Genomic DNA, 13,152 nt, shown 5'->3' on the forward strand with positions numbered 1-13,152 from the left:
GCCGCACCGCACCATCCGTCCCCCGCGCCACAGGTCGGCAGATTCGGCGCACGCAGATGGGGCCACGACCCCATGTCGACCCACCCACGGAACCGTCAGGCTTGGACCTCACCTGGACACCCAGCGCGCCGTCGCGCCCGAGAGGGAGGCCGACCGTGCCCCATGCCGCCGACACGCTGATGGCGCTCGGCGGCGCCTTCGTCGTCTGCGCCCTCGTGGCGCGTGCCGGCGGTCGGCTGGGGCTCCCGACGGTGCCGCTGTTCATGCTCGCCGGGGTCGTGTTCGGGCCGAGCACCCCCGGCATCGACCTCGTCAGCGACCCGGAGGACCTCGAGCTCGTGGCCCGCCTCGGGCTGGTGTTCCTGCTGTTCTACCTCGGCCTGGAGTTCACCCTCGACCAGCTGGCCGCCGGAGGACGCCGCCTCGTCACCGCGGCGAGCATCTACCTCCTCCTCAACGTCGGGGGCGGCGTGGCGTACGGGTTCTGGGTGGGGTGGGGCGCGCCGGAGGCCTTCGTCATCGCCGGCGTGGTGGGGATCTCGAGCACGGCGATCGTCACCAAGGTCCTCGTCGAGACGCGGCGGCTCGGCAACCGGGAGACGCGCACGATCCTCGGCATCGCCGTCATCGAGGACATCTTCCTCGCGTTCTACCTCGCTCTCCTGCAGCCGATCCTGGGTGGCGCGGACACGTGGCAGGAGGCCGTCACCGGCATCGCCACCGCGTTCGCGTTCCTCGTGACGCTCGGTGCCATCGCCCGGTACGGGGCGGCGCAGGTCGGCCGGCTGGTGAGCACCCACGACGAGGAGATCGTCGTCGTGCTGTTCGTCGGGCTGGCGGTCACCACCGCGGGGATCGCCGAGGCGCTGGGGGTCTCCGACGCCATCGGGGCGTTCATGGTCGGCCTCATCCTCGGAGCGACGACGCGGGCCGGGCGACTGCGCACCCTCACCCACCCGCTTCGCGACGCGTTCGGCGCCATCTTCTTCTTCCACTTCGGCCTGACCATCGACCCCGGTGAGGTCGTAGGCGTGCTGCCGCAGATCGCGGTCGCCGTGGTCATGACGATCGTGCTCGCCACGGCCGCAGGCGTCATCGCCGCGCGGATGTACCGGTTCACCCGGGTCGAGGCGGGGAACATCGGCTTCACCGTGCTCACCCGCGGCGAGTTCTCGATCATCCTCGCGTCGCTCGCCGTCGCTGCCGGGCTCGACCGGCGCATCGGGTCGCTCGCGGCCGGGTACGTCCTCGTGCTCGCGATCGTCGGGCCGGTCGCCGCGGCCCACTCGCAGACGTTCGCGCGCCTCATCCCGAACCGCCTCCTGCGGCCGGGCGAGATGAAGTGGGGCGAGACCCCGCTCGACCTCGAGGCCGGCGTCGGGTCGCTGCACCACCTCGGCAGCGAGCTGCTCCAGGTCACCGTCACCCCCGGCTCGCGCCTGCACGGCGTGTACGTCTGGGAGCTGCGGCTCCCGCCGGGCGTCACGCTCGGCCTGCTCGCGCGCGACGGCTCGACCCGCTCCCTCGAGGACGACACGGTGCTGCGCATCGGCGACGTCCTGCTCGTCTTCACCCGTCCCGAGCTGCGGCTGTCGGCCGAGCGCCGCATCCTCGCGGTGCACCGCGCCGGGCGGCTCGCGCAGTGGCGAGGGGAGACCGGTGACTGACCACGGCGCCCTCGACGGACTGGCCCACCCGCACGCCTCTGCGACCCTTGGGGGCATGCGCGGCGACGTCTCCCTCCCCCTGTTCTGGCGGGTCTGCCTCATCAACGGGGCCGTGTTCGCTCTCGGCACGGCCGCCCTCGCGCTCTCCCCCGCGACCGTGTCGAGCCGGCCGCTGGTGTCGGAGGTCGTGGCGCTCCTCGTCGGCTTCGCCGTCATCGTCGTCGTCAACGGGCTGCTGCTCCGGTCGGTCCTCCTGCCGCTCGACCGCCTCGCCACGGCCATGGACACCGTCGACCTGCGCGAGCCCGGCACCCGCCTCGATGAAGCGCGCTCGGGTCCGGCCCGACGTCTCGTCACCGGCTTCAACGCCATGCTCGAGCGGCTCGAGACCGAGCGGGCCACGAGCACGTCGAGGGCACTGCAGGCTCAGGAGGCCGAGCGGCAACGGATCGCGCAGGAGCTGCACGACGAGGTGGGCCAGAGCCTCACCGCCGTCCTCCTCGACCTCAAGCACGCCACCGACCTCGCCTCACATGCGCTCGCGCCGGTGCTCGAGGGCGCGCGCACGACGACCCGCACCTGCCTGGAGGAGGTCCGGCGGATCTCGCAGGCGCTGCGGCCGGGAGTGCTGGCCGACCTCGGCCTCCTCAACTCGCTCTCGAGTCTGGCGTCCGACTTCACCGCTCGCACGGCCGTTCCCGTGACGCGCGGCTTCAGCCCGGGACTGCCGGCACTCTCGCCCGAGGCCGAGCTCGTCGTCTACCGGGTCACCCAGGAGGCGCTGACCAACGTGGCGAGGCATGCCCACGCCTCCACGGTCTCGGTCGGCCTGTGCCGCCGGGGCGACCAGGTCGAGCTCACGGTGCGCGACGACGGAGTCGGTGTCGGCGCCGCAGTCGGTGAGCACGGCGCCGGCATCCAGGGCATGCGAGAGCGCGCCCAGATGGTGGGGGGCGACCTCCTCGTCGAGGCAGCGGACGCGACCGGCGGCGGGACGTCCGTACGGCTCCGTGTTCCCCACGGTGGAGCGGCATGACCGTTCGCATCCTGCTCGCCGACGACCACGCCCTCGTGCGCGCTGGGCTGCGCCGCATCATCGAGGGCGAGGACGGGCTCGAGGTCGTGGCCGAGGCCTCGGACGGGGTGGAGGCGGTGGAGGTGGCCCGGTCGACACCGTTCGACCTCGCCGTCCTGGATGTCTCGATGCCGCGGATGACCGGCCTGCAGGCGGCGCGCGAGATCACCCGGCGCGTGCCGGACGCCAAGGTGCTCATGCTCTCGATGCACGAGAACGAGCAGTACTTCTTCTCGGCGCTGCAAGCCGGGGCGTCGGGGTACGTGCTGAAGTCGGCGGCCGACGAGGACCTCGTCGAGGCGTGCCGGGCGGCGATGCGCGGCGAGCCGTTCCTCTACGCGGGCGTCGCGAGCACCCTGGTGCGCGACTTCCTCGAGCGGATGCGGCGTGGCGAGCGGATGCCGCGCTCCGTCCTCACCGCGCGCGAGGAGGAGGTGGTCAAGCTGATCGCGGAGGGGAACTCGTCGAAGGAGATCGCATCAGCGCTGGTCATCGCCGTGAAGACCGTGGAACGGCACCGGGCGAACGTGCTGGCCAAGCTCGGGATGCGCGACCGCACCGAGCTGACCCGGTACGCCATCCGGGCCGGTCTCATCGAGCCCTGAGCCGGGCGTTTCGGCTGGTCGTCGGCCGGTTGATGCCCCGCTGCGGGTGGGCCGGGCGGGGTGACGAGCCCATCGATGGCGGACGGGTGGGCGTACCCCGGGTGGTAGTTTGGAGGCCTACACCCCTCACATCTGGCCGCCCCGGGCAACCGAGCCGTCTCGACGTCACAACCCTTGAAGGGAACGCGACATGGCTCTCATCTCGTGCTCAGCCTGCCACTCCGACAACGACATCCAGCTCGACAGCGTGGCGCCGAACGGGGCGAAGGTCTTCCGCTGCGAGGAGTGCGGCAACCGCTGGAGCCCGGTCGCGCTGACGACCCTCCCGGCCTTCACGCGCACGCCGCTGCAGATGGCGCGGGGCCGCTTCGCGAACTCGTCGATGGTCTCACCCGCCATCCTGGCCGCGGTGAAGCGCCTGCGGACCAAGTTCCTCAAGGCCCACCCCACCGCCGAGGACACCCAGATCGACTCATGGACCCGCTACCAGGAGCTCCTGACGCAGGACGGCCTCGCCGCCTCCACCGCCGCGGACCTGCGCGAGCTGGCCACCACCGGCACCGGGGTGCGCGCCGGCAGCATGTCGATCTTCAACCGCACCTGGAAGCAGCTCGGTGACGACGAGGCGGCGCACCGCACCCGCACCTCCATCGAGTACCTGCTCCGCGGCCCCGGCGACGTCGCCCTCGAGGACCGCCTGACGCACCTCATCACCGGCACCGAGGTCGAGGGGATGGCCGGGCTCAAGGAGGACTTCTTCACCAAGATGCTCCACATCTCCGAGCCCGAGCGCTTCCTGCCCGTCCTCACCTACGACGACGAGTTCACCGGCAAGCGCGACATCACGCGTGCCGTCTTCGGGCTGCACCTGCCCAAGGCGGACACGACCGCGATGCAGATCGGCCGCCTCTCGGTGTGGTCGAACGACCTGCTCCTCGAGCTGCTCGGCGACGACTTCGAGAGCACCCACCACCAGGCCGAGTTCCTCTGGTGGGCCAAGGACCGCGTCGGCGAGACCGCTCTCACCGCCGTCCGCTAGGCACGAGCGGCAGCGCTTGCTCACGCCGAGTGCGCGAACTGCGCGAGATAGTCGTCGGTCCAGATCTCCTCGGGTGGCGCCTCGTCGAGCCACGACTCGTCCGCCGACATCGCCAGCTCCTCCTCGGCCCACGGCCGGACCTCGCGCGACCCCGACGTCACGAGGTCGAGCAGGGTCCGGAGTCGCTCGGGCGTCAGCGGTGGCGGGTCGTTCGCCGACCGTTCCGCCTCGAGCTGCTCGAGGTGGCGGTCGTAGCTTCCGGGTGTGAGGTCCCACACCACGTATCGGCCGCGATCGTCGGGCCGCCGTCGCACCTGGGCGAACAGTCGTCTCGTGTGCACGAAAGTGTGGTGGCGCTGGCAGAGCAGGGCGTAGTTGTCGATGTCCGACCGCCCCCCGTCGAGCCAGTGCAGGACATGGTGCGCCCGCGTCCACGCTGCGGGAGCCGTGCACCCCGGGAAGGTGCACCCGCGGTCGCGCCGCCACAGGCGGCGCCGTTGTCCCTTGCTGCACAAGCGGACCACCCGGCCCAGGTCGAGGTCCTCGCCCGCGACACCCAACACGTGGGGAACGAGGTCCGCCTCGCAGCACACCCTCCGGAGCAGCTCTGCTGACAGCGCCACCCCCGTGGCCGTGGACCCGATCACCTCGCCGAAGCCGGTGCGGGCCTCGAGGTCGGTCAGCGACATCACGACGTGGACGGCGGACGCCGCGCCCGCCGCGCCGTCTGCCCCGGACGACTCTGCGTCGAGCGACGACGACCGTCGGCACACCTCGACCAGCGCCTCGACACGGCGTTGGCCGGCGGGGCGGTGGTCGCGCTCCCCCGTCTCGTCGTTGGGAGCCGGCGCGCTCATCGGACCGATGGCGGCCTCGAGCGCAGCCGCCTGCTCGGGCGTCATCGCAAGCTGGTACTCGGTGAGGTCGGCCGACTCCACCCGCGGCGCCGACAGCCGAGCAGCGCTCACGAGGCGCTCCTGCAGGTCGTCGAACTCCCCCTGTCGCCCGAAGGTGGCAATGAGCCGCGGCCGCAGCCCCCGCATCAGCGTGGGACCCCACTCGACGCCCACCTCGAGGAGCCTGCGCGCCACCGTGGGCTTCGCCTCGTCGGTGAGGATCGGGTCGAGACGCTCGATCTCGCGCACCGCCGCCACTGCGAGCGTCGGTGACACCGTCGCGTCGCACACCCCGGCCAGCACGATGCCGAGCGGCGACCGGGGATCCACGCCACCAGCGTCGCCCTGGGCGCGCCACAGTGCCCCGCCCGAGGTCGCGGCGGTCGCCAGCTGGGCCACGTGCCCGGCGCCGCCCTGCCGCAACGACGGTGCGTGGTCACGGACCCACGTGTGCGCGTTGGTGCCGGAGTCGGCCACCTCGCCCCGCTCGATCGCCTCGGCGGCGATCGCGACCCGCGCCGCCGAGGCCCTCGCGGCCACGGAGTCGACGAGCGTCATCAGCTCACCGAGCTGGGACCCGGACGCCGAGAACAGGACGGACGCGACATCATCGAGGAGGTCGCGGGCAGCCTCGAGTCCGGAGCGACACTCCTCGAGACCCACCGGCTGACCGTTCATAGCCTCATCATATTCGTACACATGTTCGATCGCAAGACCCTGTGCACAACGTGCGGAGGCTCTTGCCCGGACCTCCACCCCGCCAGCCCCACCCGCCCCCGGAGACACGCCAGCCCCGACGGGTCCACGTTGGCAACGTGCCCGACGTGACCCATGACGACCGGCCCCTGCAGTCCGGAGGCGGAACTCACCAACGAGGCCTCGGCGACATCAGAGAGCACTCGCACGACGCCACCGCCCCCATCCGCGAGGCCCAGATGGAGGCCGCGGCCAACCTCCTCGAGAAGGCGTTCAACGCCCTGCGCGACGGCGACGAGGACCGCGCCCGGCGACTGGCCCACCGCGCCGCCACCCTCCCCTACGACGAGGAGGAGCACGCCCAGCCCGGCGCGTTCCAGGTGCACATGATGATGTTCATGGTCGTCACCGACGAGCTCGAAGAAGTCGGGGGCCACGGCTGGCTCGACGCCGCCCTCGAGGCCCTGGCCACCGCCCCCGAGCACGGCCGGTTCACGATGCGCGACTGCCTCGTCGCCATCGAGGAGGAGTACGACCTCTCCCCCGACGAGCGCCGGCGGATCCGCGCGAGCGTGGCCCACGTCCCCGGACGCCCCGAGCTGCACGAGCTCGGCCTGGAGGGCGAGCGCCTCACCACCGCCCTCCTCGACGTCCTGCGCGGCGTCATCGCCTTCGAGGACGCCCTCGACTGACGACGTCCGAGAAGGCGCCCCAGCTCGCCTCCGTCACCATCCATCCACGGCACTGGGATCGTTCCACCACTCGACCCCGCGGACGATGACCTCCCTCGTGATTGCGCTCCTCTGCACGCGCAGCAGGAACATCTCCTCTGTGTCCTGGCGAACAGCCGCGATCACCCCGTCGAGATGGTGGTCGAAGGTGAATCCGGCGAAGTCGGCCGAACCGCAGTCGCGAGCCCGTGCCTCGGGGCCGAGGTAGTACTCGACGAGGAACGACAACGTCTGCACTGCGTCGTTCGACTTGTCCGCGCGATGCCACTCGATGCGGTCCCCGTGCTCACACACGCGCCAATGACCCACTCCATAGGGGATGGCTCGGCGCGAGCTCATCACCCCACCAGCATCGGCGAAGGCCTTCGACAGGGCTGCGCGTGGGTTCATGGGGAGAGCGAACGGGTCACCGTCCGGAAGTGCTTGCCAGTCGGCGAATCCCCTGAGCCACTCTGCCTCCGCATCGTTCAACGGCGGCGTGATGGTGAGGTGGCCCAGGTACTCGGTGTTGAAGCCCACGCCACTGCTCCTGCCGTCGATGGTCGGACGGCAAGCATGCGCCGAAACCGGCCTCTCCGTCGGCGGTCATCCACAGGCTGCGCCCCTGTGGATGACGACCCGGCTCCGGGCGACCGAACTGCCATCCTCTGCCGCATGTCACACCACAACCCTTGGGACGTCCGCGACCCGGCGGCCATGATCACCGAGTCACTTCGGCGCGCCAGAGCCCGCCCGGGTGACGTCCTCGTCGCGATACTCGACCGGGGCGACTCCCCCGAGCAGTCGACGCACGACGTCGTCCGCGTCAACCGCGGCTCACTTCCTCAGCGTCATGAGGCATCCGAAGTGCTGCGCGAGCACGCCGTCCGCCTTGCCGGGCATCGCGAGTGGATCGAATCGCGCTGGGAGCCGCCCCGATGGCTCCTGGCCACCATCATCTGCCGCGAAGGTCGGGTTATCCCGGGGCCCTACGAGCTGTTCTGGCTGATGGCGTGGAGGTACAGCAACCACCACACCCGCGCCTTCGACGGTGATGTCTACCTGGTGACCCAGCACGGCTGGACCGGGTACCTCGATCGCCGATCCGGTTTCGAACCCGGACTGCACGCGACCGGAAGGCCCCTCTCGGTCGTCCCACGGGCGGGCGACCAGTAGTCGCGGACCCAACGTGCAGGCCCGTGTGACCCAACTGACACCCGGTTCGGCTCAGTTACTACTGAACGTAGTACTACAGTGTGTCGTGTCAGAGAAGAACACGAAGGGCCCCTCCCCAGGAGCCCGTGGGAAGGACACGAGAACCATGCGCAGCGCATTCGACAAGCTCATCTCCTGGACCGGCGTCATCCTCGCCGCCGTCCTCCTCGTCGCCGGTGGCCTGCTGACGTGGGCCTCGTCGTTCGCCTCGGCGAACGTGCACGACCAGCTCGCGGCGCAGCAGATCACGATGCCCGTGGCGGCCGCCCTCACGACACCCGCCCAGAAGGACGCCCTCACGCAGTACGCCGGCCAGCCGCTCACCACGGGCGCCCAGGCCAAGGCCTACGCCGACCACTACATCCAGGTGCACATGGACGAGGCGTCCGGTGGCCGCACCTACTCGCAGGTCTCCGGTGAGTACATGAAGGCCCTCAAGGCCGCTCCCACCGCCGACGCGACCGCCGAGCTCGGCCAGCTGCGCCAGACGCTCTTCATGGGCACCACCCTGCGCGGCATGCTCCTCAACGCCTACGCCTTCGGGACCATCGCCACCATCGCGATGTGGGCGGCCGTGGCAGCCTTCATCGGCGCGGCCTTCCTCCTGCTCCTCGGAGCCCTCGGCCTGCGGCACGCCCGGGAGGTCGAGCCGGCCACGGCGACCGCCACCCAGCGGGTCCCCGCCACCGCCTGACTCCGAGCCGAGGAGGCGCGGATCCCCTCCCGCGCCTCCTCCTCAGGCCCCGGCCGCTGCAGCGGCCGGGGCCTTCACCCGCCCACAGCCGACGACCAACGTCCCCCCGCGCAAAGGACCTTCGGCCCTGACCCGCACGCGCCCCGATCCGTAGGTTCGATGACGCCGGCCCGCGCGCCGGCGGACGCCGCGCCCACGCGACGTCCAGCACCCTGACCGATGGAGAGCCGCAGCATGTCCCCCGCCCTGACCCTGCCCACGCACGAGCGCTGGTTCGTCGACTCCGCCGCCGGCGACTGGTCCTTCTTCCTGCGCCCGCTGCCGCTGGCCGTGACCGCGCTCGTCGTCGTGGTGGCCGTGGTCTGGCGGCTCGTGGCGCTGCGGGTCGACCGGCCCGAGCTCCCCTGGTTCGGTCGCCTGGGAGCGCTGGCACCGTGGGTCCCGCGGCTGCTCGGCATCCACCTCGGCGTGGCGCTGCTGGCCCTGGCCGCGTCGGGCGCGTTCGTCACCCCGAGCGTCGACGACCTCCACGGCGTCGGCGGCACCGCGCTCCTCCTCCTCGAGGCCGGGCTCGGCGTCTGGCTGATCACCGGGTTCCAGCAGCGGCCCGCCGCGGTGGTGGCCCTCGCCCTCGGGCCGGTGATGTCGATGTTCACCGGTCCCGTCGCGCTCCTCGAGTGCGCGAACCTCGCGGCCGTGGCGGCCTTCCTCGTCATCGCCCCCTCCGGGGCCGACCGGCACGGCGCGGTCTCCCTGTCGGCGACCCAGCTGCGGTGGGCGCTGTTCGTGCTGCGCGCCGGTGTCGGGATCGCGCTCATCGCCCTGGCCTTCACCGAGAAGTTCACCAACCCGACGATGGCCCGCGCCACGCTCGAGGCGTTCCCCGCGCTCAACGTGTTCTCGATCGTCGGCCTCCAGGTCCCGACCGACGTCTTCGTCGTCATCGCGGGCGGGGTCGAGCTGCTCTTCGGGCTGCTCGTCATCTCCGGGGCGTTCCCGCAGGTCGCCGTGCTCGTGGCGATGGTCCCGTTCAACGCGACCCTGTTCCTCTTCGGCCAGACCGAGCTCGTCGGCCACCTGCCGGTCTACGGCGTCTTCCTCGCCCTGCTCGTCTACGGCTCGAACCCTGCGACGGCCGCGGCGGTGCGCTGGCTACCCGGCCGCGCCGACCTCGCCCTTGCGGCCCGCGGGCGGGTGGCTCCGGCCCCCCGGTGATGATGTCGCGCCCCACCGCGGTCGGCTGACCCTGTAACGCCCCGGGACCACCCGGACATGGGCGGGGTGTCAGACTCACCGCCGTGGAGGGGGATCCATGACCTCGCCCGAGGAGCAGTTCTCGGCGTTGTTCGACAGCACGCACGTGGCCCTGCTGGGGTATGCCGTGCGGCGCGTCACCGACCCCGCGGACGCCGCCGACGTCGTGGCCGAGACCTTCCTCGTGGCCTGGCGGCGCCTCGATGACGTCCCGCCGGGTTCCGAGGCGCGGCCGTGGCTCTTCGGGGTGGCGCGGCGCGTGCTCGCCAACCACTACCGGGGCGAGCGGCGGCGGCACGCGCTGGCCGACCGGCTGCGGGACTCGCTGCACCAGGTCGTCCCGCCGCCCGAGATCCACGAGCCGAGCCTCGTCGAGCGTGCCGTGGCCCGCCTCGGCGACGACGACCGCGAGCTGCTTCACCTGCTCGCCTGGGAGGAGCTCGCCCGCGAGGACATCGCCGTGGCGATGGGCCTGTCCCGGGCCACGGTGCGGGTGCGCCTGCACCGCGCGCGCGCGCGACTGCGCGAGGCGATGCGCGACATCGAGAGCGAGTTGGATTCGGCTGCGCTGCAACGCATCACGATGACCGGACATGAATCCCGCAGATGGGCGACCGCCCGTCCCGGGACCGAGGAGATCTCATGAACGACCTCGAGCTGATCGACGCCCTGCGCACCACGCGCCGGGTCGACGACGCCACGATCGCCACGGTGACCGACCGACACGCGCTCAGCGCGCTGCGAGAGGGGATCACCATGACCGATCGACACACCACCCCGGCGGTCGAGACGCCACGGAGGGGCCGGCGTCTCGGCCGCCGGGGAATGGCCGCGGGAGCGTTGGGGCTCGTCCTCGCCGGCGGCGGCACCGCCTGGGCCGTGGCCCAGCTCGACCGCGGGCCGACCCTCGACGGCCTCAACTGCGCCGAGTCGATGACGCTGCGTCCCGATGGCGACGTCGAGCTCGAGCGGTCGGCCGACGGTCGCGCGGCCAGCGGCGACGACGTCGCCGACTGCGCCACCATCCGCCAGTCCGCCGGAATGCCGCCGCTCGCCGACCCGACCGCGTTCGTCTACCACGGGACGCACTTCGTGGTCGCTGGCGCCGGGATTCCTTCAGGGGTTATGGAGTCGGCGACGGCGTCGGCGCCCGACCCCGAGCGGGCAGCGATGCTCGAGCTCGAGGCCGCGCTGGGCGACTGGGTGGAGGGTCCGTCGCGGCTCTGCCTCACCACCGAGCAGGCGCAGCGCTACGCCGAGGACACGCTGCGGCGGGTGGGCCTGTCCGACTGGACGACGCGGGTCTCCACTCCCCCGACGACCCCGGAGTCGGGGCCGTGCGCGGGGCTCACGGCTCGACCCGAACTCACGCAGGTCGAGGTCCTGGCGGAGACTCGCAAGCCGGTCCGGCTGCCGTCGGATGCCGTTGCACGGCAGGTGTACACGACGGCCGAGGCACTCGAGGAGCAAGTCGCGAGGCAGTGCCTTCCGCTCGCCGAGGCGGCGCGGATCGCGACCCAGCTCGTCGGCGACCAGGGCCAGGTGTCGCCCGTCCCCGACGAGGAGGCGTCGTGCACCCGGGTCGACATGGAGGTCGGCGGCTCGCTCTTCGTCACCCTCCACGGCCCCGCGGTCGCCACGCCCTGACCTGCCGCACCGTCCCCACGACGCGCGCCCTCCCACCTCGGGGAGGGCGCGCGCCCATCATCACGAGTCGCTTATTACTACGAATTGTCGTAGTTTGGGTTGTTCGAAGAACACCGTGAAGGGCCCGCACCACGAAGGCCTGAACAGAACTCGAGACCGCCATGCGCAGCTCATTCGACAAGCTCATCTCCTGGACCGGCGTCATCGTCGCCGCCGTCCTCCTCGTGGCGGGAGGCCTGCTCGTGTGGGCGTCCTCGTTCGCCACGTCGAACGTCTCCGACCAACTCGCGTCGCAGCAGATCACCATGCCCGCCGCCGCCGCGCTCACCACCCCCGCGATGAAGGCCAACCTCCTCCAGTACGCAGGCCAGCCCCTGACGACCGGCGACCAGGCCAAGGCCTACGCCGACCACTACATCCAGGTGCACATGGACGAGTCCTCCGACGGTCGCACCTACTCGCAGGTGTCCGGTGAGTTCATGGCCTCGATGAAGGCCGACCCCACCTCGCAGGCGACCGCCGACCTCGGCCAGCTGCGCCAGACGCTCTTCATGGGCACCACCCTGCGCGGCATGCTCCTCAACGCCTACGCCTTCGGGATGCTCGGCACCATCGCCATGTGGGCCGCGATCGCCGCCCTCATCGGCTCGGCCGTGATGCTCGCGCTCGGCCTCCTGGGCATGCGGCACGCGCACAGCGTCGGCGGCATCGACGCCCCGGCGATGGAGCGCGTCCCCCTCACCGTCTGACCCGCGCAACGAAGCGCGGACGTCAGCGACGCGAGGCCCCGGTCGGCACCAGCCGACCGGGGCCTCGTGAGTGCTCCTTGGCGCCGGGGATGCGTACCTGCCCCGAGGCGCGCCGGTGTTGACAGACGGAGGGCCGCGCCTACAGGCCGAGCTTGTTCACAGCGTAGGTGGCCTGCTTGACCGTGAACTGATCCCCATACTCGCTGCTCAGCTGCTCGATGAGTCCTCGACGCGAGAAGCCCTTCATGTCCAGGTATGCCTGACCGGCCCGAACAGCCTGCTCGTTCCAGTTCACGTCGAGGTGCTCGGCCGCCCACGTGGCGTCCGCCTTGGCGAACCCGTCTCCGTACTCCGAGGACAGCTGCTGGATCAGGCCCTTCTTGCTGAACCCCTTGAGCCCCAGGTAGTTCTCGGCGGACCTGAGAGCGTTGGCCTGGGCCGTGGTCACCGGGGGCGCAGCCTTCGTCGGGGCGGGCTTGGTGGTCGCCGACGGGCTGGGCTTGGCAGGCGTGGACGCAGGCGGCGTTGCTGCCGCATCCTCAGCCGTCGCGGCTGCCGTCGGTGACGACGAGGCGAGGGCAAGGCTGGTGTCCGGCGTGTCGCCGCCACCGCCGAGCGCTGACCCCAGGATGACCAGACCGACCAGCGCGCCGGGAATGATGAACCGCTTCTTCTTGAACCAAGGGCGAGCAGAGGCCCCTGCCGGGATCGCCGTCGCGCCTGCCGCAGACATCGCCTGGGGCTGCTGAGTCCCACCGGGCGCGAAGTGCTCGGTCCACTGGGCACCGTCCCAGTAGCGCTGACGGCCGTCGGCCTGTGGGTACCAGCCGGCTGGCGTGTTGGTCATGATTGCTCTCCTCGTGAGTGTGATGGCATTGGGCGCACAGGAATCCCATGGTGTTTTC

General features: G+C 71.4%; 14 protein-coding genes. 11 read left to right on the forward strand and 3 right to left on the reverse strand.

The annotated features are described in order from the left end of the window. Window positions 1-155: 155 nt before the first annotated feature. The 4 genes from ACFLFB_RS12220 to ACFLFB_RS12235 all read left to right on the forward strand — a co-directional run bounded on the left by ACFLFB_RS12220 (window position 156) and on the right by ACFLFB_RS12235 (window position 4,386). Window positions 156-1,667: a cation:proton antiporter gene (locus tag ACFLFB_RS12220; protein ID WP_392542453.1), complete on the forward strand. Its 1,512-nt coding sequence runs from the start codon at window positions 156-158 to the stop codon at window positions 1,665-1,667. Further along, complete coding sequence (locus ACFLFB_RS12225; protein ID WP_392542454.1) at window positions 1,660-2,703, forward strand: sensor histidine kinase; 1,044 nt, start codon at window positions 1,660-1,662, stop codon at window positions 2,701-2,703. The genes ACFLFB_RS12220 and ACFLFB_RS12225 overlap by 8 nt, the downstream gene beginning before the upstream one ends. Next, window positions 2,700-3,347, forward strand: coding sequence for a response regulator (locus ACFLFB_RS12230; protein WP_392542455.1), 648 nt, complete (start codon window positions 2,700-2,702; stop codon window positions 3,345-3,347). Before ACFLFB_RS12225 ends, ACFLFB_RS12230 begins: the two co-directional genes overlap by 4 nt. Window positions 3,348-3,537: 190 nt before the next feature. Next, window positions 3,538-4,386 (forward strand): hypothetical protein, encoded by an 849-nt coding sequence (locus ACFLFB_RS12235; protein ID WP_392542456.1) that lies wholly within the window; start codon window positions 3,538-3,540, stop codon window positions 4,384-4,386. Between the two features lie 20 nt (window positions 4,387-4,406). Here ACFLFB_RS12235 and ACFLFB_RS12240 read toward each other — a convergent pair whose 3' ends face one another. Further along, window positions 4,407-6,038, reverse strand: a complete 1,632-nt coding sequence (locus ACFLFB_RS12240; protein WP_392542457.1) for a DUF222 domain-containing protein — start codon at window positions 6,036-6,038, stop codon at window positions 4,407-4,409. A 68-nt stretch (window positions 6,039-6,106) separates the two neighbouring features. Between ACFLFB_RS12240 and ACFLFB_RS12245 the strand changes: the two genes are divergently transcribed. After that, window positions 6,107-6,670: a hypothetical protein gene (locus ACFLFB_RS12245; protein WP_392542458.1), complete on the forward strand. Its 564-nt coding sequence runs from the start codon at window positions 6,107-6,109 to the stop codon at window positions 6,668-6,670. A gap of 33 nt (window positions 6,671-6,703) precedes the next feature. On the opposite strand, the gene ACFLFB_RS12250 is transcribed toward ACFLFB_RS12245, so the two are convergent. Beyond that, window positions 6,704-7,228 (reverse strand): hypothetical protein, encoded by a 525-nt coding sequence (locus tag ACFLFB_RS12250; RefSeq protein ID WP_392542459.1) that lies wholly within the window; start codon window positions 7,226-7,228, stop codon window positions 6,704-6,706. Between the two features lie 135 nt (window positions 7,229-7,363). Between ACFLFB_RS12250 and ACFLFB_RS12255 the strand changes: the two genes are divergently transcribed. The 6 genes from ACFLFB_RS12255 to ACFLFB_RS12280 all read left to right on the forward strand — a co-directional run bounded on the left by ACFLFB_RS12255 (window position 7,364) and on the right by ACFLFB_RS12280 (window position 12,247). Continuing rightward, on the forward strand, window positions 7,364-7,864 hold the full coding sequence (locus tag ACFLFB_RS12255; RefSeq protein ID WP_392542460.1) for a hypothetical protein: 501 nt from the start codon (window positions 7,364-7,366) through the stop codon (window positions 7,862-7,864). A 145-nt stretch (window positions 7,865-8,009) separates the two neighbouring features. After that, on the forward strand, window positions 8,010-8,597 hold the full coding sequence (locus tag ACFLFB_RS12260) for a hypothetical protein (RefSeq protein ID WP_392542461.1): 588 nt from the start codon (window positions 8,010-8,012) through the stop codon (window positions 8,595-8,597). Window positions 8,598-8,831: 234 nt separating this feature from the next. Then, window positions 8,832-9,812: a hypothetical protein gene (locus ACFLFB_RS12265; protein ID WP_392542462.1), complete on the forward strand. Its 981-nt coding sequence runs from the start codon at window positions 8,832-8,834 to the stop codon at window positions 9,810-9,812. Between the two features lie 97 nt (window positions 9,813-9,909). Continuing rightward, complete coding sequence (locus tag ACFLFB_RS12270; protein ID WP_392542463.1) at window positions 9,910-10,497, forward strand: RNA polymerase sigma factor; 588 nt, start codon at window positions 9,910-9,912, stop codon at window positions 10,495-10,497. Next, entirely contained in the window at window positions 10,494-11,498 is a 1,005-nt protein-coding gene (locus ACFLFB_RS12275) for a hypothetical protein (protein WP_392542464.1), read from the forward strand. Before ACFLFB_RS12270 ends, ACFLFB_RS12275 begins: the two co-directional genes overlap by 4 nt. A gap of 161 nt (window positions 11,499-11,659) precedes the next feature. Next, window positions 11,660-12,247: a hypothetical protein gene (locus tag ACFLFB_RS12280; protein WP_392542465.1), complete on the forward strand. Its 588-nt coding sequence runs from the start codon at window positions 11,660-11,662 to the stop codon at window positions 12,245-12,247. A 139-nt stretch (window positions 12,248-12,386) separates the two neighbouring features. Here ACFLFB_RS12280 and ACFLFB_RS12285 read toward each other — a convergent pair whose 3' ends face one another. After that, on the reverse strand, window positions 12,387-13,094 hold the full coding sequence (locus tag ACFLFB_RS12285; RefSeq protein WP_392542466.1) for an Ltp family lipoprotein: 708 nt from the start codon (window positions 13,092-13,094) through the stop codon (window positions 12,387-12,389). Window positions 13,095-13,152: the final 58 nt, after the last annotated feature.

Origin of the sequence: Oryzobacter telluris, from assembly GCF_043099285.1 — a bacterium.
GTDB lineage: Bacteria > Actinomycetota > Actinomycetes > Actinomycetales > Dermatophilaceae > Oryzobacter > Oryzobacter telluris.